At 64.1% G+C, this 21,246-nt stretch carries 20 protein-coding genes, 1 pseudogene and 1 other annotated feature; of the genes and pseudogenes, 4 read left to right on the top strand and 17 right to left on the bottom strand.

The features are described from left to right. Positions 1–87 precede the first annotated feature (87 nt). Genes KZZ07_RS24475 through KZZ07_RS24530 form a run of 12 tightly spaced genes read right to left on the bottom strand, consistent with a single transcriptional unit; the run spans position 88 to position 11,577 of the window. Positions 88–795: a class I SAM-dependent methyltransferase gene (locus KZZ07_RS24475; RefSeq protein WP_219518780.1), complete on the bottom strand. Its 708-nt coding sequence runs from the start codon at positions 793–795 to the stop codon at positions 88–90. A 23-nt stretch (positions 796–818) separates the two neighbouring features. Further along, entirely contained in the window at positions 819–1,904 is a 1,086-nt protein-coding gene (locus KZZ07_RS24480; RefSeq protein ID WP_219518782.1) for a glycosyltransferase family 4 protein, read from the bottom strand. After that, positions 1,901–3,010: a glycosyltransferase gene (locus KZZ07_RS24485; RefSeq protein WP_219518785.1), complete on the bottom strand. Its 1,110-nt coding sequence runs from the start codon at positions 3,008–3,010 to the stop codon at positions 1,901–1,903. The genes KZZ07_RS24480 and KZZ07_RS24485 overlap by 4 nt, the downstream gene beginning before the upstream one ends. Next, a complete protein-coding gene (locus KZZ07_RS24490) occupies positions 3,007–4,425 on the bottom strand; it encodes a hypothetical protein (RefSeq protein ID WP_219518789.1) in 1,419 nt (472 codons plus the stop codon). Before KZZ07_RS24490 ends, KZZ07_RS24485 begins: the two co-directional genes overlap by 4 nt. Then, entirely contained in the window at positions 4,422–5,498 is a 1,077-nt protein-coding gene (locus KZZ07_RS24495; protein ID WP_219518790.1) for a glycosyltransferase, read from the bottom strand. Before KZZ07_RS24495 ends, KZZ07_RS24490 begins: the two co-directional genes overlap by 4 nt. A gap of 6 nt (positions 5,499–5,504) precedes the next feature. After that, on the bottom strand, positions 5,505–6,491 hold the full coding sequence (locus KZZ07_RS24500) for a CgeB family protein (RefSeq protein WP_219518793.1): 987 nt from the start codon (positions 6,489–6,491) through the stop codon (positions 5,505–5,507). After that, entirely contained in the window at positions 6,488–7,588 is a 1,101-nt protein-coding gene (locus tag KZZ07_RS24505; RefSeq protein ID WP_219518795.1) for a DegT/DnrJ/EryC1/StrS family aminotransferase, read from the bottom strand. Before KZZ07_RS24505 ends, KZZ07_RS24500 begins: the two co-directional genes overlap by 4 nt. Positions 7,589–7,612: 24 nt before the next feature. Next, positions 7,613–8,284: a sulfotransferase gene (locus KZZ07_RS24510; protein WP_219518798.1), complete on the bottom strand. Its 672-nt coding sequence runs from the start codon at positions 8,282–8,284 to the stop codon at positions 7,613–7,615. Next, on the bottom strand, positions 8,281–8,880 hold the full coding sequence (locus tag KZZ07_RS24515; protein ID WP_219518801.1) for an acyltransferase: 600 nt from the start codon (positions 8,878–8,880) through the stop codon (positions 8,281–8,283). Before KZZ07_RS24515 ends, KZZ07_RS24510 begins: the two co-directional genes overlap by 4 nt. Next, positions 8,877–9,827 carry a Gfo/Idh/MocA family oxidoreductase gene (locus KZZ07_RS24520; RefSeq protein ID WP_219518804.1) on the bottom strand — a complete coding sequence of 317 codons (951 nt, stop codon included), beginning with the start codon at positions 9,825–9,827 and terminating at the stop codon, positions 8,877–8,879. The genes KZZ07_RS24515 and KZZ07_RS24520 overlap by 4 nt, the downstream gene beginning before the upstream one ends. A gap of 12 nt (positions 9,828–9,839) precedes the next feature. Then, positions 9,840–11,171 (bottom strand): nucleotide sugar dehydrogenase, encoded by a 1,332-nt coding sequence (locus KZZ07_RS24525; RefSeq protein ID WP_219518808.1) that lies wholly within the window; start codon positions 11,169–11,171, stop codon positions 9,840–9,842. 40 nt (positions 11,172–11,211) lie between these two features. Next, complete coding sequence (locus KZZ07_RS24530; protein WP_219518811.1) at positions 11,212–11,577, bottom strand: MarR family EPS-associated transcriptional regulator; 366 nt, start codon at positions 11,575–11,577, stop codon at positions 11,212–11,214. A gap of 214 nt (positions 11,578–11,791) precedes the next feature. Between KZZ07_RS24530 and KZZ07_RS24535 the strand changes: the two genes are divergently transcribed. Further along, the gene (locus KZZ07_RS24535) at positions 11,792–13,942 is read left to right on the top strand and encodes a GumC family protein (protein ID WP_219518815.1); all 2,151 of its coding nucleotides are present in this window, start codon (positions 11,792–11,794) and stop codon (positions 13,940–13,942) included. Between the two features lie 325 nt (positions 13,943–14,267). Here the strand turns inward: KZZ07_RS24535 and KZZ07_RS24540 are convergent, their stop codons facing one another. From KZZ07_RS24540 to KZZ07_RS24560, 5 genes and pseudogenes are all read right to left on the bottom strand, one after another. Then, a complete protein-coding gene (locus tag KZZ07_RS24540; protein ID WP_219518818.1) occupies positions 14,268–15,011 on the bottom strand; it encodes a glycosyltransferase family 2 protein in 744 nt (247 codons plus the stop codon). Between the two features lie 156 nt (positions 15,012–15,167). Beyond that, a protein-coding gene (locus KZZ07_RS24545; protein ID WP_219518821.1) for an IS3 family transposase occupies positions 15,168–16,396 on the bottom strand; the annotation gives its coding sequence in 2 pieces (ribosomal slippage) (positions 15,168–16,108 and positions 16,108–16,396; 1,230 coding nt in all). Next, positions 15,999–16,115 (bottom strand) — a sequence feature (AL1L pseudoknot). Its footprint overlaps the gene before it by 117 nt. A 46-nt stretch (positions 16,397–16,442) precedes the next feature. Further along, positions 16,443–16,919 (bottom strand): annotated as a pseudogene (locus KZZ07_RS24550) (helix-turn-helix domain-containing protein); the annotation flags it as partial. 180 nt (positions 16,920–17,099) lie between these two features. Continuing rightward, positions 17,100–17,390 carry a CcdB family protein gene (locus KZZ07_RS24555; RefSeq protein ID WP_219518824.1) on the bottom strand — a complete coding sequence of 97 codons (291 nt, stop codon included), beginning with the start codon at positions 17,388–17,390 and terminating at the stop codon, positions 17,100–17,102. After that, complete coding sequence (locus KZZ07_RS24560; RefSeq protein WP_219518833.1) at positions 17,378–17,632, bottom strand: type II toxin-antitoxin system CcdA family antitoxin; 255 nt, start codon at positions 17,630–17,632, stop codon at positions 17,378–17,380. Before KZZ07_RS24560 ends, KZZ07_RS24555 begins: the two co-directional genes overlap by 13 nt. A gap of 230 nt (positions 17,633–17,862) precedes the next feature. Here KZZ07_RS24560 and KZZ07_RS24565 point away from each other — a divergent pair, with 230 nt between their 5' ends. The 3 genes from KZZ07_RS24565 to KZZ07_RS24575 are packed head-to-tail and all read left to right on the top strand — an operon-like array spanning position 17,863 to position 20,857. Then, positions 17,863–18,804, top strand: a complete 942-nt coding sequence (locus KZZ07_RS24565; protein ID WP_219518826.1) for a hypothetical protein — start codon at positions 17,863–17,865, stop codon at positions 18,802–18,804. Between the two features lie 53 nt (positions 18,805–18,857). Next, positions 18,858–19,592: a hypothetical protein gene (locus KZZ07_RS24570; protein WP_219518828.1), complete on the top strand. Its 735-nt coding sequence runs from the start codon at positions 18,858–18,860 to the stop codon at positions 19,590–19,592. After that, on the top strand, positions 19,589–20,857 hold the full coding sequence (locus tag KZZ07_RS24575; protein ID WP_219518831.1) for a hypothetical protein: 1,269 nt from the start codon (positions 19,589–19,591) through the stop codon (positions 20,855–20,857). Before KZZ07_RS24570 ends, KZZ07_RS24575 begins: the two co-directional genes overlap by 4 nt. Positions 20,858–21,246: the final 389 nt, after the last annotated feature.

Consider the following 21,246-nt stretch of genomic DNA (forward strand, 5'->3'; position numbering starts at 1 on the left):
GCCCACGCAGGCTTCTGGCCGTTCGTGCTATAAGGTTCATCGAAATCTCCTACAGGTTCAAAAAAGAGCATGGTCATATCTCGCAGATCAAAGCACCGATACATCCCACAGCGCGATCGACTTGCCGCTAGTTTTGCCTTCGGTTTCGAGGATCATCTCCAGCGGCGTGGGCAGATTGAAGGGGGCGGCCTGCATATCCACCGGGCGGAAGCCGCCGATCTCGATATCGATGTTTGCCGCGCGGCCGGGATAAGTGGTGGTCAGCAAGTAACGCGCGCCCGAGCGTTTCACGTTGGCAATCGCCTGTTTGACCATGGCGTGCGGCAAATGGATGAAGCAGTCGCGCACCATCACCAAGTCGGCCCTGGGCAGATCGTCGGTGACCAAGTCGATAACGTCGAATGTACCGAGACCGCCCTTCTCTGTGCGGGCCTTCTCGATCAGGACGGGCACGATATCGCCACCGGTATAGGTGACGCCCGCCGGAAGCGTCTGGCTGATCCAGTAGGCATCACCGCAGGGCACGTCGAGCAAGCTCGTGATCTCGTATTTTGCCAGCAGGTCCGGCAGCGCCGCGCGCAACAGCGCCGTGGCTTCGAGCGTCGAGCCGGGCCCCGAGACGCTCTCTGTACCGTCCCATGTGTTGTCTTCCGCGATCTTGGTAAAGACGTTCCTGGACGAACGGGTGTTGAGCACCGCGCGTTTGGCACTGCGCAGCAATTCCGCAAGGGGGGCGGGCATCGCCGCCACCATTCGGCGCGCGATCCCACGCAAATAGGTTGTCTGTTGTGTCAAAGTCATCTCTCCGTGGAATATTGTCAGAAAAGAACACCCCTGAGCGTGGTTTCATAATTGTCAATGTCCAAGGCCTCCACGGCCCAAGATCTGCCCATTTCCGCCATTTCCCGGCGTTCGGGTTCGGGCATCGCGAGCGCTTGGGCCAGAACCGGAGCCAGCGACTCGACGGTCCAGTCCTCGTAGAGCAGCCCGCCGCCCGATTTCCGGACGATCTCCGCTGCACCGCCGCTACCGGCGTAGACGATGGGCACCAATCCCTGTTCCCAGGCCTCCATGACAACGCGGCCGAGGGTCTCGAAGTTCGAGGTCGAAACTAGGAAACGGTAGCCGCCCAGGGCATCGGTGACATCCGGCCGAAAGCCATGAAAGACAACGCGCCCATCCGCGACCTGATCCGCGGCGCCGGCCTTCAGCGTGGTTTCGTAAAGGTCGCCCGGAGCTCCTTCGCCGAAGACATGCGCGGCATGGCCTGCAAAGGCCGGATCCCCCATCGCCTCGACCAGCAGGTGCTGGCCCTTGCTGTGCGCCAGCCGGCCGAGGCTGACGAAATCCGCAGTCCCGCCCGGCGTGCGTGGATTTTCGGCTGCGAAGAGGTAGGGATCGTAGGCCTTGTGGAGGAAGGTATGGGCGTTCTTCGTCGGAGGAGGCGAGGGCATCATGGCATCGCTGATGTAGACTTGGTGCAGCGGTGCGCTGGGGCTCCCCCGCAGGGGGGCGACGCGCGGCACGTCCTCCAGAAGGCGCACATGCAGCACCAGCGGCGCCCGCGCCAGTCGCGCCAGTGGCGCTAGGAGACGGCAGAGCCCGGCTTGGTTGAGGTAGATCCGGTCCGGACGGTGCCGCGCGATCAGCAGCCCCAGCCGCGCCATCGCCATCAGGCGCGCCGCGCGGCCCTTCCTGTGGAGCAGGCCGATGGGCGCATGGATCACCTCCACCGGACCGTGCGTGGCACGATCAGCCACCAGCCCGGCGAGCGCCGCCCCCGGAGGCGTGACCAGGATCACCCGGTCCCAGGCCTCGGTCAGCGGCTTGAGAGTTGCGGCCAGCGCGCGCTCCGATCCCCAGAGCTGCAGCCCGGGGTCGATGACCATGAGCGTCCCGGTCATGTCCGGATCTCCTCGAGCCAGTCGGTAAGCCGGGGGAAGACATGCTCGTAGTTGTACCCCGCCTGGTGCCGTTCGAAGGCCCGCGCGCCCTCGGCCCGGCACCGCTCCGGGTCGGCGGCATAGGCCGCCACGAGGCCCGCCATCTCTTCCGGATCATCCGTCGACAGGCAAGCCCCGATGCCGTCCAGCAATTCTGGCACCGCGGGGTTCCAGTCGCCGATTTGGGGCAGCCCCGCCTTCATGTACTGGAAACGCTTGTTCGAGGCTCCGAGCGCCGTGCGCCACTGCTGCAGCGTGCCGTCCAGCAACGCCACGCCAAGGTCCGACGACGCGAGCCGCCGCTCGGCGGCTTCGGTTTCCATCCAGCCCAGGAAATGCACCCGGTCCCGGATCCCTTCCGCAACCGCGAGGTCCTGCAGTTGCCCGGCGATCGGGGTGGTGTCATTGCCGATCAGCACCAGATGCGCCTCGGCCGGCCAGAGGGGGATAGAGCGGATCAGCATGTCGAGCTTCTGATTGAACCCGAGGGAACCGCAATAGACCACCTCAAAACGCCCTGTCTCCTCGCGGGGCAGGGGAGCCTCGGCGCGCAGCGGATAGTTCTCGATCACCAGTGGCAGCCTGTCGAGCTTCAGCGCCTCGGCGGTATGGGCCGCACGGCCCTCGTCGGGAACGACGACCCGCGCGAATCCCCGTACCGCCTTTACAAGGCGGTTCTCCAGGAAACTGTCCATGTATTGCAGCAATTCGTGCAGGTGCAGGATGCGCCAGCGCGGCTGCAGCGGGGTCATGTCGCTGACAAGGCCACCAATCGGGTCGTAGCAGATCTCCACCGCGCCGCGTCCCGCCCGCAGACGGGCCCGCAGCAGGGCCCGGGCCAGGCGCAGGTTCCGACTCAGCCGGCCTTCGCGGTACTGCCCCGTCGTCAGCGCATGCACCTCGACCCCCGGGCAGGTGAAATCGGGCCGCACGGCGCCCTCGCGCAGGGTCGACGTCACCACCTGCACCCGGTGCCCCGCCAGCGCCAGCAGCCGTGCCTGGTACTGCACCGGCGGGTAGCCGTCGATCGGCGGGGGAGAAACGAGAATGAAAGACAACGGTGTCACTGTACCTGTTTCCTCAGAGGGTCCGCCCTGTCTTCACGCGCGCGGCGCTGCCGCAACCCGCGCAGCCAGCGCATCAATGCGAAGTCCAGCATCCCCATGATGATCCAGGCAAAGACCGCGCCGTTGACGATGAAGAAGGGCCTGAGCAGCGGATCGAGCGCCACGATGCCAATCACGTAGACCTTGGCGAAGGACATCAGCCGCCCTTCCCGCAGGTGGCGGAACGCCGTCCGGTCCAGCCAGGCCAGGATCATGCCGAAGGCAATGAACCCCACGAACACGCCGACGTAGCCGAAGTTGATGTAGAACTCGAAGACCGTTCCACTGCCGAAGGTCGCACTGTCCGAAAGGATCAGCCCAGTGTGTTCGGACATGAAATCGCTGCCCCCACGGGCGGGCTTCCCGGGCCACAGGACCCGCGGCACCAGGACCAGCGGCAGGATGACCAGCGTCGCGCCCCATTGCTGCAACTCGGGAAAGAGCGCGTGCTGCTCGATCATGCGCCCGATGAAAAGTCCGAGATTGAGACGGATGTTCACCAGGTCGAGCGCCTGGAAATTCCACAGCGAGAACAGCTCCGTCTGCGACACGGCCATCACTAGCACGTCGAGCAGGTTGCCACTGCCGTTCTGCCAGATCACCAGCCGGATTTCGTCGCGGAAAGAGAACCAGCCCACGAATCCGGTGAGGAGCAGCCAGATGATGCCCACCGACCAAGCCGCCCGCACCAGCAGGGGTTTCCGAGACCAGTCACTGATCTGCGCCATCCAGAAGGAGAGCAACGTGATGCCGAAGAGAAACCCGTAGGAGGCAAAGCCGAACAGCAGGACGTAATAGGCGGGCACCATCGCTGCCAGCACCACCCAGAGCCTACGTGACCGGCCGTCCCGGAAAGCCATCCAGGCACCGAGGCCGATGACCACCACGCCCAGGTTGCGCCCGGCCTCGAACAAGGCTGCCGACATGGGAAAGCTGATCCGCAGGTAATTGCCTGCGTAGCTGACCAGGGCGAAGGTCCCCAAGACGGTCAGGACGGCCAATTCGTAGTCCCGAGGCATGCGCGCGCCCCGGATCTGCCGCGCGGACTGTGCCGAGGCCAGCTTCCGGAAGGCTCCGACACCGATCGCGAAACCGAGCAGACCCAAGAGGGAAGCGAAGGTCGCCTTCACGATCAGCCATTCCGTAATATCATATTTGCCTAGGTACCAATGGCCACCGGGGCGCAGATGGGTGTAGCCCGGAACCGCGTAGACGAAACAGCCACCGTAGAGAAAGCTCATCGTCAGTACCAGGGCGGCAGGTAAGCCGACGCTGCCCCGCGCGAACGTCGCGCGGATAATCCGCAACACGAGCAGGACCCAAAAGACGAACATGACCTGCATGGCCAAGTGAACATCGGCAAGATCGTTGGTCATGCTTCGGCCCTTCCCGGAGCGGGGATCTCGTGGGCGGCTTTCCCGGCCACCTCGCGGTAAAGATCAGCGTATTGCCCTGCGATGCGTCCGGCCGCAAAGCGCCGGGCGTTCTCCCGACCGCGCCGGACCAGGTCCTCGCGGTGCCCGGCATCTTCCAGCAGGCGTACCAGCCCGGCCCGGACCCGCCCCGTGTCGGTCGGGTCGACCAGCGCTGCGGCGCCGCCGGCCACCTCGCGCATCGGGGAGAGGTCGCTGGTCAGCACCGGGCGGCCGATGGCCTGGGCCTCGATGATCGGCATCCCGAACCCCTCGGCCGTGGAGACGAAAGTCATGATCGTGCAGTCGCGATAGGCCTCCAGCATCTCGGCGTCAGAGAGGTTCACCCGGTTTTCATACGCCACGCCGGAGCCGTCGAGCAGCGCCTGCTGCGCCCCGGACAGCCGGCCCACCACGATCAGCCGCGCGTCGAGCCCCTGCATCGCCGCCACCAGCCGGTCCAGGTTCTTGTTGGCCTTGGTGCCGATGTGCAGCACGGTGCGGCTGTCCGGCGGCGGCCCCATGGGGCCGAAGCGCGCGGGCAGGGGGCAGTCGATGACCCGCACCGCTGTTGCGCGCGGTCCCGTCAGGTCGGCCAGCTGCGCCTTGCTGCGCTCGGAAATCGCGGTCACCACCCGGCTGGCCCGCAGCGGCAGGTAGAGCCAGATCAGCCACAGGATCGCGCGCCGAAGCCCGCGCGCATCGGCGATGGCATTGCTGTCGGCCACGGTCAGGACGGTCCGGGCGCGCGGCAGGCCCAGGGTCAGAAAGTGCTCGTCTCCCAGCACATGCGCCACGTCGAGCCCGTCTTCCCGCATCCGCCGCCGCGCCGCCGCGATGGACTTCAAGCGGTTCAGCACCCCGCGGGAGGGGTAGGGAGAGACGTAGAGCCGCGCGTCGACGCCCTCGGGCAGGGCCTCGCGCACGGTCGAGAAGACGGTCTCGAGCGAGAAAAACCCGGGCCGCGGGTGCCGCAGGAACATCCCCACGCGGAGCGGGCGGCGCGGGGCCACGGTATCTGCGAAGGAGGTCGGCATGACGGCTCAGACCACCTCCATGATGCGGGCCAGGCGGTGGGCGTAGGTGTGCTCGGCATGGGCCCGGCGGCGCCCGGCGGCGCGCACCCCGTCGGCCCAGGCCGGGTCCTGGCGGGCGCGGTCGAGCCAGTCCAGGATATCCCTGACCGAGGCATAGGTCAGCACCTCCTCGCCCGGCTCGAAGCATTCCGCCACCGAGGGCTTGGCCTCTATCAGTTGCAACCCGCCGGCGCCGCAGATCTCGAAGGCGCGGCAGTTCAGGCTGTCACCCTCGGACATGGCGGTACAGTTCAGGCTGGCCAGTGCGCCCTCGAAGACGGCGCTCTTGTCCCTCCGCGTGATGTAGCGGCCGGTGTGCATCGACCTGATCCGCGGATCGCCCCAGCGCGGTGGCGCGAAACCGTGCAGGGCAAGCTCCACGCCGGCGTCCATCAACCGCCGCACCAGGAATTGCCGGTAGCCATAGTAATTTCCCACCACTGCCACGCTGTTGTCGCGCGCCGCGCCCTGCGGGCAATGCCAGTCGGGGTTGATCGCCTCGTGCATCAGCTCTGCCTTCAGGCCCACGGCGCGCATTTTCTGCACCGCCAGCGCGTCCTTGATGAAGATCCGATCCCAGCCGTCTTGCAACAGCCCCATGCCGCGCATGTTGGCGGGGGTATCGCCCCACCAGGCCACCAACCGTTTCGCGCCCACCTCGCGCAGAGCCGCCAGGACCTCGCTCCGCAAGCTCTGGGTCAGGCAGATGACCAGGTCGGGGCGGAAGTGTCGGGCCGCCTCCACGGCGAACCGTTCGTGCGCTTCCCAGCGATAGGGGTAGAGCCGCACCATGGCGTCCGACACCATGCGCCCGATCCGCCCGCGGTTGCGGCGGAACGGACCCGGTGCCAGCATCACCTCGTGCCCCATCTGGCGCAGCGTGTGGGCCACGTTGTCCTGAAAGGTGTCCGGCGCTGCGTGGAACGGGATCAGGACGCGCAGGGGGGCCGTCATGCCGGCGCCCCCGCCAGGGCCTCGGCCAGCGCGTCGGCGATGCGCTCCTGCGTCCCGGCCTCCAGGTAGGGATGCATGGGCAGGCTCATGACCTGCTCCGCCGCCGCATCCCCCACGGGCAGATGCGACCTGGGGTCCGCCACCGCGGGCTGGCGGTTCAGGGGCAGAGGATAATGCACCGCCGTCGGGATGCCCGCCGCCTTCAGCCGGGCCTGCACCCTGTCCCGTTCGGCCACGCGCACGGTGTATTGCGCCCAGACACTGCTGCGCCCCGGCACGACTGTGGGCGCGGCGATGCCGCGCGCGCCCAGCAGCGCGGCATACCGCGCCGCTGCCGCGTCGCGCAGCGCCAACTCCTCCTCGAATATCTCGAGTTTGGCCAGCAGAACAGCCGCCTGCAGCGTGTCGAGGCGGCTGTTCACCCCCAGCCGCAGGTGGTGGTAGCGGCGGTCCTGGCCGTGCCGGGCGATCTGGCGCAGCGGCGTGGCCAGGTTTTCGTCCGAGGTGAAGATCGCCCCGCCGTCGCCGTAGCAGCCCAGCGGCTTGGAGGGGAAGAAGCTGGTGCAGCCGATGGTCGAGAGGTTGCCCGACCGCCGCCCGTCCAGCGTGGCGCCGAAGCTCTGCGCCCCGTCCTCGATCACCGGCAGCCCGTTCGCCGAGGCAATGGCGTTGATCGCGTCGAAATCCGCCGTCTGACCGTAGAGCGAGACCGGGATGATCGCCCGGGTGCGCGACGTGATCGCGCCAGCCAGCGCCGCGGGATCAAGGTTGAAGGTCACCGGGTCGATGTCCACGTAGACCGGCCGCGCGCCCAGCACCGCCACCGTCTCGGCGGTGGCGATGTAGGAGAACCCAGGCGTGATCACCTCGTCGCCACGCCCCACGCCGAGGGCCATCAGCGCGATCTGCAGCGCGTCGGTGCCGTTGGCGCAGCTGATGCAATAGGCCGCGCCGGTAAACTCCGCGAGCCGCTCTTCGAGCTCGGCAACCTCGGGTCCCAGAATGTAGGCCCCATGCGCCAGGACACGGGCCATCCGCGCGTCGAGATCCGCCTTTATGCGGGCCTGTTGGGCGGCGAGGTCGATGAAAGGGATCATGCAAGTAGCCTTTGAACGGGAAGGTCAGCGGCGTTTCCGCAACAGGTAATGGAAAGAGCGGTTCAGTTCCTTCGGAAGCGCATCCTTGACCGCCTTCGGCACGAGCCGCGACAAGGTCTTGGAAAAACTGGAGCGGGTGAAGTTCTGCGGGGCCTGCCCCTGCCGTTTCACGAGCGTGCGTCCGAGAAACCTGTCGATCACGGAGGGGTCGTCGGTTTCGAGGTTGTAGACCAGAAGTTGCCCGGCCGGGATCGTCTCCATGACGGCCGCCACGTGGGCATCCCAGTCCGCGCGCCACCGGTCGGCCAGCGCCTGCAGGTCAGGCAGCCCGGCCAGCCGGCGCAAAGCTTCGGCATAGGTGCCGTCATTGTGGTCCAGCCGGCTGGCAATCCAGCGTTCGCGGTCGCGCAGGTTCAGGATGAAACGGGCATCCTGAACCTGTTCGAGGATCTGCGGGAAGAATTTGTAGCCCTCGACGAACGCGTCCTCACGCACGTCCTCGATATCGCTGAAAGCGTCGTAATCCTCCAATCCCGCCAGAATGTACCGTCCGGCCTCGAGGTTGTCCTGCATAACTGTGGCCAGGTAGCGCCTGTCCGCCGTCTTGAGATGGGCCGCGGAGAACCCCAGCGCATCAAGCCGGAAGTGGATCGTGGAGGTTCCGCACTTGTTGAAGCCGATCTGGAAGACCTTCATGACTGGCCTTGGTCTGCCGCCGCCCGGCGCAGCACCCCGTTCTCCAGCGCATAGCGGTCGCCGGTGTGCGGACAGACCGTCTCGCCCGCACCCTCGAGCGGCAGGTCCAGCTGCTCGCCCCAGGCACTCATCCACCCAATCTGCCGCGCCGGCACCCCGGCCATCAGCGCGAAACCCGGCACGTCCCGGACGATCACCGCGCCCGCCGCGACAAAGGCATAGGCCCCGATTGTCACGCCGCAGACCACGGTGCAGTTCGCCCCAAGCGTGGCGCCACGACGTACCAGTGTATCCCGGTACTCGGACTTGCGCTCGATCAGGGCGCGCGGGTTGTGCACGTTGGTGAAGACCATGCTGGGGCCGCAGAACACTCCCTCTTCCAGCGTGACGTTGTCGTAGACCGACACGTTGTTCTGGATCTTGCACTTATCGCCGATCAAGACACGGTTGCCGACAAAGACGTTCTGCCCCAGCGACACGCCGCGGCCAATCCGGGCACCGCCGCAGACGTGCACGAAGTGCCAGACGCGGCTGCCCTCGCCGATCTGCGCGCCCTCGTCGACAATGGCGCTGGGGTGAAGGCTGTATCCGCTCATGCTGCTTTACCGACAAAGGGGTGGGTCATGGTGTCGGGGCCTGCCGGTCGCATTTCCCGGATGGCGGACACCGTCTCGATCGCCACGCGATTCTCCTCGACCCCGAAACCGCGTCCCGCGAGAATTTCCTCGTAGGAGCGTGTGTGTAGGTCGGTGAACCCGCCGGAGAATTCGATCTCCTCACCGTCGATGGTGATCGAACGATAAGTGCGCTGGCCCGCCTCACGCGGGGCCTCCGGCACGTCGTTCACGTCGAGCGACAGGAACCAGCGGCAGCGCGCGTGCTCGTATTCCAAGTAGCCCGCCGCCTTGGTGGGCTCGTTCAGGTGCACACGATTGTCCTGCAGCGCACCGAACAGGAAATGCAGCATGTCGAAGAAATGCACACCAATATTGGTGGCGATGCCGCCGGACTTACGGGTGTCGCCCTTCCAGCTCTGCAGGTACCAGCGCCCGCGCGAAGTGATGTAGGCTAGGTCGACCTCGTGCTTGCGTCCCCGTGTGGCCTCGGCCCGCACCTTGTCGCGCAGGACTATGATCGAGGGGTGCACCCGCAACTGCAGGATCGTGTTGATCCGCTGGCCGGTGTCCTGCTCCATCTCGACTAGGCCGTCGATATTCCACGGGTTCAGCACCAGCGGCTTCTCGCAGATCGCATCGGCGCCCGAGCGCAGCACGAAGCGCATGTGGCTGTCGTGCAGGTAGTTGGGCGAACAGATCGACATGTAGTCGATCCGCGCCCCGCCGGCGCGGCACCGCTTGTCGATGTGCCGGTCGAAGCGTTCGAACTCGGTAAAGAAATGCGCCTCCGGGAAATGGCTGTCGATGATGCCCACGGAATCGTTGGGATCGAGCGCCGCTACCAGATCGTTGCCGGTGTCCTTGATCGCTTTCATGTGGCGCGGCGCGATGTAGCCGGCGGCGCCGATCAGGGCGAAGTTCTTCATGCTGGAATCTCCTCAGGCCCGCAGGATGTGCTCGGCCGGCGCGCGGTAGACACCGCGGGCGTCGACGATCAGTTTCGCGTGCGCCTTGACCATCTCGTAGTCGAAGGCATCGTGGTTGGTTGCCACCACCACCGCGTCCTGCGCCGCCAGCGTCTCGGGCGTGAGGGGGGTGGCAGACATGTCGAAATGGTGTTCGCGCATCGGCGGGAAGACCGGCACATGCGGGTCTGCATAGCAAAGCTCGCCACCGTGATCGCGGATCATCTCCATGATCTCGACCGAAGGCGATTCACGCATGTCGGCGACGTTCTTCTTGTACGCGATGCCCAGCACCATGATCCGACTGCCGCGGACCGGCCTGCCCTGCGCGTTCAGCCCCTTCAGCAGCTTGTCGAAGACATAATGCGGCATGGCGGTGTTCACCTCGCCTGCGAGTTCGATGAACCGGGTATGCACGCCGAATTCCCGCGCCTTCCAGGTCAGGTAGAAAGGGTCGATCGGGATGCAGTGCCCGCCCAGGCCCGGCCCCGGGTAATAGGGCGTGAAGCCGAAGGGCTTGGTGGCGGCGGCATCGATCACCTCGAAGACATCGATGCCCATGCGGTCGGCGACGATCTTCATCTCGTTCACCAAGCCGATGTTCACCGCGCGGTGGATGTTTTCCAGCAGCTTAGTCATCTCGGCCGTCTCGGTCGAGCTGACCGGCACCAGGCGGTCGATCGCTTGCCCGTACAGCGCCATCCCCGCCTCGAGGCAGGCCGCGGTATGGCCGCCGACGACCTTCGGGATGGTATTGGTGGTGAAGTCCGGGTTGGCCGGGTCCTCGCGCTCGGGCGAGTAGACAGCAAAGAGCGCCTTACCCACCGTGAGACCGCCGCTTTCCATGCGGGGGATGATCTCTTCCTTGGTGGTACCGGGGTAGGTCGTACTTTCCAGCGCCACGACTTGGCCCTCGCGCAGGTAGGGCGCGATCTGGTCGCAGGTGCGGGTCACGAAGCTCAGGTCCGGCTCGCGGTACTTGTTGAGCGGCGTCGGCACGCAAAGCATGATCCCGTCCGCCTCGGCGATTCGCGAGAAATCGGTGGTCGCCTCGAAGCCGCCCTTCAGCGCCTCCGCGATGCGCTCGTCACCGATGTGCGCGATCGGGCTGCGGCCGGCGTTGAGCTCGTCGACTAGCTTCGAGCTGATGTCGAAGCCGAGGACCTTGTAGCCGATCTCGGCGTAGCGCAGTGCCAGAGGCTGGCCGACATAACCCAGCCCGACGATCCCGATCGTGGCGGTCCGGTCGCGCAATCGCGCCGTCAGTGCCTCGAGCGGCGTGGAACTGGTCAAAATCCTGTTCATGTTCGATGTCCTTGAGAAATGGTCCGCCGATGGCGGGTCGTCACAATTCTTCCGGCCCGGTGGCCGGGTCCGTTCTGCCGCCCCCACGGGCTTCCTGTTCGAGTGTCGCGATCTCGGCCATCAGGGCCTCGTATTCCACCAGCTTGCGTTGCAGGAAGCTCTGCGCGAGCCGCGTCTTCTCGCGCAGGCCGCGTGGCGTCAGCACGTAGGCGTAGCGCAGCCGGTTGTCTGAGGTCCTGAAGTTGCAGACCTTCACGAAGCCCTTGTGGACCAGCGCCTTGAGGCAGTAGTTGACCCCGCCGATGCTGATCCGGGCCCGGGCCGCGATCTGCCGCTGGGACAGGTCGGGCGCCTCCTTGATCACTTTGATGACCCTGAACAGGTTTTCCTCGGAGGTTTCCGTCAACGCTCGGCGCCTTGTGTCTTCATGTCTTCCGCCCCGAGGGTGCGCTCATCGCGTGAACGCATAGCACCGGTGCCGACGATCGAAAATCACCTTTTTCACAAATTTTCATGACAGGCCGGGCTGACCGCGCCTCCGCTTCCCGGCTTGACTTGGCCGTTCTTTACCTGTCCAAGCCCCTGGGAAGGTGAACCGAACCATATTTCAGGGTCATTCCATGCCGCGTGAAACCGGAACACACGACGATTTCCTCCGCGAGCCTCATTCCGCCCCGCAATCGGGCTCCTTCGACATCTTATCCCTGGTCGGGCTGGTCTGGCGCGGCAAATGGCTTCTGCTGGCCTGCGTGGTCGTGTTCACGATGATCGGCTGGTACTATGCGAACCGGATCGCTACGCCACTCTACACTGCCAACGCCCGGCTGTCCTTCCAGATCCGCTCGCAGCAGGTGGTGGACATGGAAAGCGTCCTGTCCGGCGTCTCGACGGACTTGGCCGCCATCAACACCGAACTCGAGGTGATTCGATCCCGTCGGCTGGTCTCGGAGCTTGTCGACAAGCTGTCCCTTGACGAGGATACGGAATTCAACGGCATGGGTCCGCCCGCGCCGTTTTCCATATGGGGCATACGCCGAAAGTGGCAGGAACTGACGACCGGCGAAAAGTTCGCGCCGGGCATGCCCGATCCGGAAGCGCTGAAATTCCGCGCCGCGACCGCGGTGCGCGGGCGCATCCAGGTCCGCCCGATCCGCAGCACCTTCCTATTCGACATCCTCATCACCACCAACAGCCGGACAAAATCCGCCCTCATTGCCAACACCCTGGCGCAGATCTACATCGACGACCAGGTGACGCAGAAGTTTGAGGCCACGGAATACGCCGTCGACTGGCTGACGAACAAGGTTTCCGAGCTCGAGGTCGAAATCGACCGCCAGGAAACCGCGATCAAGAGATTCCGCGCCCAGACCGACCTGATCAACGCGGAGAGCCTGGAGGGGCTCAATATCCGGGCGCAGGACCTGCGCAGCCGGATCGGCTCCATTTCCGATGACCTCGCTACGAAGCGCGCGCGCAAGAGCCGGATCGAGGCCTTGCTGGCGGCGGACGACATGCCGCAGGCCGTCGCCGAGATCGACGATCCGATCCTGAGCCGTCTGCGCGCCAACTTGCTGGCCGGCGACGAGGGCGCCGCGGCGGCGGCGCGGGCCAGACTAACCGCCTTGGTAGAGACCTTCTCCAGCGACACCGCCCGCTCGGAGGACCAGCTCGCGGCGCTGCGCGGATCCCTGTCCTCGCTGCAGGACCAGATCAACAAACAGACTCAGGACCTGAACACACTCAACCAGATGACGCGCGAACGGCAGGCGACCGAAGTGCTCTACGAGACCATCCTGGCTCGTCTAAAGGAGACCTCCGTGCAGATCGGCCTGCAGCAACCGGACAGCCGGATCCTGTCCGCGGCGATCTCGGGGACGCCGGTGGCCCCGCGCAAGCTGCGGATCCAGGCCACGATGGCCCTCGTGGGAATGCTCGCCGGCTTCAGCTTCCTGTTCCTGCGCCAGTTCGTGACAGACCGGTTCCGCAAGGCGGATGACCTCGAGCGGGCCATCGGGCTTCCCGTGATCGGCGAGATCCCCAAGCTGAACATCAAGAACCGCAGCGGCCTTCTGCCCTACCTGCATGAGCATCCGACCTCCGGCGCGATGGAGGCGATCCGCAACCTGCGGACTTCGGTGTTGATGTCGAACATCGACAGTCCACCGCAGGTCATCGCGATCACCTCTTCCATTCCCGGCGAAGACAAGACGACCACCGCGCTGTCATTAGCGCGCAATCTCGGAGACATGGGGCATCGCGTCCTCTTGGTCGAAGGCGACTTCCGCCGCCGCACGCTGTCGGAATACTTCCCGAACGACCGCTTCCCACACACCATCCTCGATCTACTGTCCGGCGAGATCCCGCTGCAGGACGCGGCCAGCTACAAGAAAGAACTGCGGGGCGACGTGCTGCTGGGCGGCGTCACGGGAGATGTCAACGCAGCCGACTACTTCTCGTCCGAGCGGTTCGCCCAGACGATCAATGACCTGCGCGCGATCTACGACCATATCATTATCGACACGCCGCCGGTGCTGGTCGTGCCCGACGCACGGATCATCTCGCGCGTGTCCGACGCGATCCTCTATACCGTTCTGTGGAATGGTACCAAGAGCGGTCTCGTTCGCGAGGGCATCAAGATGCTGACCTCGGTGGATGCCCCGATCTCGGGCCTCATACTGACAAAAATCGACATCCAAAAGATGAACCGATACGGCTACGAAGGCTACGGCGCCTATTCCAAATATGGCAAGAGCTACTATGATCGGACCTGATCTTCGGCCCTCAGCCTGCCAACTGATTGGTGCGGCTTGCTGCTGAGGATGTTCGGAGCCAGGACTCAGAAGAGCCAGCCCCAGCGCCCGGTTTTTTCTACCTTACAGCCTTTCGACATTATCTTGCGACATAGCCGACAGTTTTGAAGTAGTTCCAACACTCGGTTGGGTGGCAGGTCAGTGTGTGGATGCCCCCTGTTTGGCAAGCATAATCTTCGGATTTCGGCTGGGTCTTCGATCAGACGTGTGTCAGGCCTCTGAGCGTGGACACTCGAGGGCATCGCCTTCGAAGGCACCAGCCATGTGCGGGACGACGCCAGCCGACTCAAATGAACTGCCGTACCTTCGACAGGTTTTTCCAGACCAGACAGCCAATATTACCAACACCGTTGGCCCGGATGGCGCGATAGTCCTCGGAACTCTTCCGGACGATGGTCCGGATGGACCTGTTGCTCTCTCCGCCAACACGCATCCTGACGAAGACCTCGGGCACGTAGGCCAGCCGGATTCCCCCCTTGAGCAGGTAGCGCAGTATAGCGTCGTAATCGGCGGCGATCCGGTAGCTGGTGTCATAGAGCCCGCATCGTTCGTAGATCTCGCGCCGCAGGTAGAGCGTTGGATGCGGCGGCATCCAGCCGCGGCGCAGCCTGGCGGGGGTGTAGTAGCCGGAGCGCCACTTGCGGATGATCCGGCCGGTGTCGTCGGCGGCCACGTAGTCGAGATCTCCATAGACGCCATCCACCGACGGATCCCGCAGGGCCTCGGCGACGCGGGACAGGACGCGGGGAGAGGCAAAGAGATCGTCCGAATGCATCAGCCCGACGATCTCGCCAGTAGCGCGGGCGATGCCCTTGTTGATCCCGTCGTAAATGCCCGTGTCCGGCAGGCTTTCCAGCACGACCCCGGGACCGGACGTACGCCGGATCACCTCGAGCGTGCCATCCCCGGAGGCGCCGTCCTGGATGATATGTTCGACATCCGGGTGGTCCTGGGCGGCCACGCTCTCGATCGCCTCGGCGATGGTCTTCTGGCGATTGAAAACGGCCGTGACCACGGAAATCTTCGGCATGGAGGCGTCCCTTTTTCAAATAGCCTTAAGGATAGGGATACCCCGTCCGGCGCGGAAAACAAAGACCGTTCCTTTTTGCACCATGGCCTTCACCTCGAACCGAGTCACGTATTGCTGTGAACCGCGCCGGGTTTGCCGGAGGCTGATTTTGGTTAGTTACGCGGCCATGTCTTCAGTTTCCAGAGCCGCGTAAAAGTTGGCCTCAGCCTCGGCTGGCGGGATGTTTCCGATCGGTTCAAGGAGACGGCGGCTGTTAAACCAGTCGACCCATTCCAGCGTCGCGTATTCGACGGCCTCCAGGCTGCGCCACGGTCCACGACGGTGGATGACCTCGGCCTTGAAGAGACCATTGATCGTCTCCGCCAAGGCGTTGTCGTAGCTGTCGCCGACGCTGCCCACGGATGGTTCGATGCCGGCCTCGCACAGTCGTTCGGTGTAGCGAATGGACAGGTATTGCGACCCGCGGTCGGAATGATGGACGAGACCCGCGCCCTTGACGGGGCGCCGATCATGGACGGCCTGTTCCAGGGCGTCGAGCACGAAGCCTGCGTGAGCTGTCTGGCTCACTCGCCAGCCAACGATCCGGCGTGCGTAGGCATCGATGACGAAAGCCACATACACAAAGCCCCTCCAGGTGGCGACGTAGGTGAAATCGCTGACCCAGAGCATGTTGGGAGTGGGCACGCGGAACTCGCGGTTCACCTTGTCCAGCGGACACGGCGCCTTCTTGTCCGGGATCGTCGTTCGGTGTGGCTTGCCACGGATGATGCCCTGGATGCCCATATCCTTCATCAGCCGTGCCACTGTGCAACGAGCGACGTCGAACCCTTCACGGACGAGCTGCCGCCAGACCTTGCGGACGCCGTAGACCTTGTAGTTCTGCTCCCAGACACGTTCGATCTCGGGCCGCAGGGCGGCATCACGACGGCCGCGGTCCGACAGGCGTGACGGATCGGCACGCTTCGCCAGATGATCATAATAGGTGGAAGGGGCGATCGGCAGCACCGCGCAGATCGGCTCGACCCCATGCGCATCCCTGTGCGCTTCAACGAAATCCACCATCACTTCGACCGGCGGTCGAGCTCCGCCATCGCAAAATAGGCCGAGGCCTTGCGAAGGATGTCGTTGGCCTGCCGGAGCTCTCGGTTCTCACGCTCCAGCGCCTTCATCTTCTCAGCCATCTCGCTGGGAATGCCTGCGCGCTTGCCGCTATCGACTTCCGCCTTCTTGACCCATTCGTTCAGCGTGTTCGCCGAGCAGCCGATCTTCGCGGCAATCGACGTGATCGCCTGCCAGCGAGATCCGTGCTGCCCCGCGCCGTCGAGGACCATCCGCACGGCGCGCTCGCGCACTTCAGGGGAAAACTTGTTCGTGGTCTTGCTCATGATGCTCCATCCTACTCAGGAGTTGGAGCCTCCGGCAAACCCGGCGCGGTTCACCCCGATCCTCGAACCAACGGTGATCCGAGCCGTCGATCTGGATCAACTCGCCATAGCATTCCAGCCGCAAGCGCGGCTGGTGGAATGTGCGGCGCTGTTTGCAGGACAGCCAGAGGCCGTCTTCTTGCATCCACTTGCGAACCGTCTCGCGTGAGACCTTGAAACCGTGATGCTCGGCCAGCATCTCAGCCGCCAATGTCAGCCCAAAGTCCGGATAGGTCTCCTTGATCAGCGACAACGCGTAAACGCGTTTGGCATGATGGATACGATTGTTTGGTGGCTTGCCGCGTGCCTTGTGCCGGATCGCCGCTGCGCCATCCTGACGGTAGCACTTCAACAGCCGGAAGATTTGCCGACGCGTCAACGCCAGAACGCTGGCAGCATTGTCAACACTCAGCCGTCCATCATCGACCTGCGCCAATACCTCTATGCAGTTCAACTCGCGCTCGCTCATAACCACCCATCCCATGTCTGCTCACCCTCTTGTTCTTTTGAGGGCAGAGTGACATTCCTGAATTGCTCATGGGTGACATTATCGCTTTGCGGCTACAAAAAATCGCCTCATAATGTGTGTTATGTAAAATAATAAGGCGAGGCGCTTCGTGGCCTGTGACCGTATTAAAGGCCGGCCCCCAGCCCAGAGCTTGTGCTAGACACCGCCCATCAGGACATCGACGGCCCGGGTGATGACATCGCCCTGGCCCGCGACATTGCCCGTGCGCCGCAAGCTTGAGCGGCGCACGGCCGCGATCAGCCGAGTCGCAAGGATCAGGTCTTGCCCCTTGTGCCGGATTCCAGGGTTCAGGTGCCTGACCGCCGGGTAACCGGCCAGGAGCGGAATCACGACGACCGCGGGATCGGGCGGCAGCAGGTCACTTTCGACGACCACCATCGAGACACCGGCATATTCGGCGACGTCGAAGCGGCTCAGTCCTTCCATGACGCGGCTGCCGAAGAGACGAGAATTTCGGCCAAGGGATGGCCATTGCGCTCATGCCAATCCGCCTGGGCTGCGAAGACCTCCGCGTTGTCTTCAAGCCATCTGTTCCGGCGGGCCTCTGCAACGGCCTGGCGAAGCGCCCTGTCCGCCACGGCCGAGACGTTGATCCCGAGATCCCTGGCATCATCAAGCACGGTCGCATCGAGGGTCAGAGAGGTCTTTCGCTTAGAGGTGATTGGCATCACGGCAACTCCCAAAAGATACCGCAAAAATATACCGCCCTATCGCACACATCAAGGGAATGGATATGCATGGCCAAGGGCGTCGTTTGCGCAAGCCATGCGTATACCGGCCAAGGGGGGCTGCATGTCAAAGGAGCGATCCGCAAAAATGATGTCACGAATATCATTAACTCTTGATTTCACAATGATGATGTGTATATTATCATGTAATCATCATTACGGAGCACCGGATGGACAATCTCCCCCCCTGGACCAGGATCCTCGAAGACCTCCGCATTGCAGCGGTCCTGAAGGCCGACGACGCCCGGTACTTCCTGGGCATGAATGACCGCGGCAACGCGGCCGCGGCCGCCATTCTCGGGATGGACGACGTCCCTGCCCAGCATCTCGACGACCTGATCGCGTCCGAGGCGTTCCTCGCAGAGGTGGCCATCGAGGGAAGCGGGATCGAACGTGCCGCGCACCGCTGTTACCGGCTGGTCTCTGCCCCCCCTGCCCTGCAGGACATCGACGTGTCCGACGAACGCGCGGAAGGCACCGAGTGGCTCTCCTACTTTCTCTCCGCGCTCCCCCGCGAGGCCATGGGTGGACTGGACCACACCGGCGTTTACCTGGCGCCCGATGCCCCCTTGCAGACCCTGCTGACGGGCGCCTCGGCCACGCTTGCCATTGCCGAGGTTGTTCAGGGCATCCTGTGCGACGGGCAGCTGGAGATCGGTTTCTCGGCCCAGGAGATCGCCACGCTGGGCGGCCTGGACGTCCGCTCCGTTCGCAATGTCATGAGCCCCCGGGGCAACAAACCGATCCGGACCACGGCCGCGCTTGGTCCCCGCGCGGAATATGTCGAAGGGGATCCCCTGGATGCGCTTGAATGGCTGGCCGGCCGGCGCGGGTTCAGTGGATACGAGATTTCAGCGGGCTGGGTTGAGCGGCACCTCCCCCAGATCGACACCCCGGCTGGCGCGGCAGCCATCCCCGCGGTCTTCGCCTGGGCGCAGGGGGTGACCACCGTCACCCTTGCCAAGCGGCTCTCCTGGCCTTCCGAGAGGGTGTCCTACTGGGCCCGGGGCAAGGGGGTCCGCCTGGCAGAGGCCGCCGCGCTGGCCGAGGCTGCGGGACTCGACGGGACAGCCTACCGGGCCCTGATCGAACGCAGTTTCGAGGCCGGCTGATCAGCCTCTCCTTTCCGTCATTGCGCAAACACGAACACATTTGGAGGACATTCATGAGCACGATTGCCGGGTACCTGTTCCTGTCGTACGGCCGGAAGTACGCGGCCGACGTGACACAGCTACCAGCGGCGCGCAAACAGATGCGTGCTTTGACAGACTGCGCCGAGGGACAGCATGCGAACCTCAAGATCGTCGCATGGGACTATGCACGCAAGATCCATGGGCCGAACGATCTTCCCAACCTGTTCAAGTTGCTCGAAGCATGCCGCGCCAACCACCTGCAGAACAAAGGCAAGCAGATCATTGTCATGGATGATTACGTCCGGATGTTCCGGGTGGCGCAGCCTGGTGCCGAGGAAGCGCTCTGGGCCGCCCTGTTGGAATATTCCGATTACCTGCTCGGTCTGCACCAGCAAAAGCCACTGCTCGCGCTCTCGCCCGAATTGTCGGGCCTGGTCAAATTCGGGCACCGGGTTACCGCAAAGACCAGGTCCAGCAAGAACGCCCGGCCCCGGCCGGATCGCGCGGCACAAACCCACGAAGCGCGCCAGGCATCTGCCCGGTCGCGTCGCAAGGCTGCCCGTCGTTGCGCCCAGGAACTCGGGGAGGCCTGGGCGGCCTATCGGCAGGTTCATCCGGATGCGACTCTGAAGGCCTTCTTAGCCTCGGATGGCGGAAGGACCCTACGCAGTTCCAGGCGCACGCCCTGGACCTACAGGCACGCCCTGCGCGTCTTGCGGGAGGAAAGTGACACCCGGGATCTCGCCGGGATCGAACTGGTCGCATGATCCGGTCCGTCCCACTCGTCTTCAACGACCCCGCCTATCATGATCCGAAAGATGCGGAACATTTGTGTTTGCCCTACACAGTTGCGCCCTGCCCAAACTCCCAGCGCCGGTTCGCGGGGCGGCTTCACGCTGTCCCCCGGCTCGACCTGAGCACCTACGAGTTCCGCGCGGTATTCGATTGGATCGAGATTTCCGTCGAGACGAAGAGGGACCGTTCCAGCGTCAATCTCTACAACCGGCTGAGGAAGCTCAACGAGGATTTCGGGGCATTCCGCACCTGCTTCGTGGCAAGCCCTACGAGGGGCAGTGCGCATTCTGGGCGGGGTCACGTCATCAAGATGCAAGACCCCGCACCAGGCGGGCTCCCTGGGCTTCTCAGGGCGTTCCTGCGCGAAGACTGCGCCCCGGGGTGCGCACTCGACGACATTCCCGTCACGGGGATGGAGCTTTCACTGGATGTGTACCCCGCCCCGAGGTTCTGCGAGGGCGACTACGCGGTCCGCAGGATGCTGATGACGGAATTGCTGCGCAAGCATGTTGCCGTTGCCGTTGCCGAGGTGTTTCGAGAAGATCGGAGGCACCCTCGCTTTGTTCATAAGGTCTACAAGACTGGATCGAACACGACGACCCAGCGCGTTGTCGCTCCCCGGGGGGCGGCCAAGCACCGTGTCAAGAAGAGGGCGCCCGAGATAGGGCTGAGGCCTCTCGACATCGCATCCTGCGACCCGGCGCACCACCACCAGCCCTTCGTGGATGCGACCCTGTACTTCGGGCAGAAGGGGGAACGACTTTCCTATCGCCTGATGGACAAGATCACCGACAACCGAAAGGGTGATATGGCCGACGACCTGTCCTGTCACAGAACACGTTCAAGGGCCGAGTTCACGCTTATCGACGAGACCCCGGGCGATGGGCTTGGGCCAGCCTCGGTGGGGATCAGCAGCATCAATGACCTTGCCCTGGATGGTTTGGCGAGCTTCAACACGCTCTTGGGCTTCGAGCTGCCGACATTCCGTCGTGACGCCTCCGATCCGGAAATCCCCGATCGAGACGCATGGGAGATATTCGCGAAGACAGGGGTCGCCGGTCTCGCACAGAGGGAGGACGCTCTCGACGTGATGGAAGGTGATCGGGATACGCTGCGAGCAAGGGCACGCCAGCGGGTGCAGAGTTCTGGTAAATTGCTCCGGTTCAGCAATTTGAATGCGCGGGCCACCAAGGCTCTTCGACGCCTCGAAAAGCGGTGGCGACGAGATTGGCTTTAGGGGGTGAAACGTCTGCGGACGAGCAGAGGCATGTCCTAACGCAGGAGAGAGCCAGGACGGACAAGGACCATCGCCTAACGCGGCAGGTCCTAAATCGCCTAATCCGTCACTTTTCTTCTGAGAGACGTTGGGGGTTGGAGAGTGTTGGGTCTGTCGTTTGTGTTTGTGTCCTCTCTGTCTATGTCACCAGTTATTAGTGCGCTTGTCTGTCGATGCGTGGAACTGATTGTCCAGGTTCGCGAGTGGCCTGACTGGCCAACGTTCAGGCCGGAGCCAATCTGTATCTGGCCCTCGACCCTGTGGCGGTGGCAGGTGTGAATCCCGGAGACAAAATGGACATCGGAAACGGTCGGGTGATCTGACCGTCGCGGAGTAAAAGTCCGCATCTT

This window comes from Mameliella sp. CS4 (assembly GCF_019392335.1).
Classification (GTDB): Bacteria; Pseudomonadota; Alphaproteobacteria; order Rhodobacterales; family Rhodobacteraceae; genus Antarctobacter.

Bases quoted from the DNA above. Each gene is read 5' to 3' on its own strand.
- KZZ07_RS24500 (WP_219518793.1), bottom strand. From the start codon at position 6,491: ATGACGGCCCCCCTGCGCGTCCTGATCCCGTTCCACGCAGCGCCGGAC.
- KZZ07_RS24535 (WP_219518815.1), top strand. From the start codon at position 11,792: ATGCCGCGTGAAACCGGAACACACGACGATTTCCTCCGCGAGCCTCAT.
- KZZ07_RS24525 (WP_219518808.1), bottom strand. From the start codon at position 11,171: ATGAACAGGATTTTGACCAGTTCCACGCCGCTCGAGGCACTGACGGCG.
- KZZ07_RS24490 (WP_219518789.1), bottom strand. From the start codon at position 4,425: ATGACCAACGATCTTGCCGATGTTCACTTGGCCATGCAGGTCATGTTC.
- KZZ07_RS24480 (WP_219518782.1), bottom strand. From the start codon at position 1,904: ATGACCGGGACGCTCATGGTCATCGACCCCGGGCTGCAGCTCTGGGGA.
- KZZ07_RS24570 (WP_219518828.1), top strand. From the start codon at position 18,858: ATGAGCACGATTGCCGGGTACCTGTTCCTGTCGTACGGCCGGAAGTAC.
- KZZ07_RS24495 (WP_219518790.1), bottom strand. From the start codon at position 5,498: ATGCCGACCTCCTTCGCAGATACCGTGGCCCCGCGCCGCCCGCTCCGC.
- KZZ07_RS24555 (WP_219518824.1), bottom strand. From the start codon at position 17,390: ATGGAAGGACTGAGCCGCTTCGACGTCGCCGAATATGCCGGTGTCTCG.
- KZZ07_RS24515 (WP_219518801.1), bottom strand. From the start codon at position 8,880: ATGAGCGGATACAGCCTTCACCCCAGCGCCATTGTCGACGAGGGCGCG.
- KZZ07_RS24505 (WP_219518795.1), bottom strand. From the start codon at position 7,588: ATGATCCCTTTCATCGACCTCGCCGCCCAACAGGCCCGCATAAAGGCG.
- KZZ07_RS24565 (WP_219518826.1), top strand. From the start codon at position 17,863: ATGGACAATCTCCCCCCCTGGACCAGGATCCTCGAAGACCTCCGCATT.
- KZZ07_RS24575 (WP_219518831.1), top strand. From the start codon at position 19,589: ATGATCCGGTCCGTCCCACTCGTCTTCAACGACCCCGCCTATCATGAT.
- KZZ07_RS24540 (WP_219518818.1), bottom strand. From the start codon at position 15,011: ATGCCGAAGATTTCCGTGGTCACGGCCGTTTTCAATCGCCAGAAGACC.
- KZZ07_RS24520 (WP_219518804.1), bottom strand. From the start codon at position 9,827: ATGAAGAACTTCGCCCTGATCGGCGCCGCCGGCTACATCGCGCCGCGC.
- KZZ07_RS24560 (WP_219518833.1), bottom strand. From the start codon at position 17,632: ATGCCAATCACCTCTAAGCGAAAGACCTCTCTGACCCTCGATGCGACC.
- KZZ07_RS24510 (WP_219518798.1), bottom strand. From the start codon at position 8,284: ATGAAGGTCTTCCAGATCGGCTTCAACAAGTGCGGAACCTCCACGATC.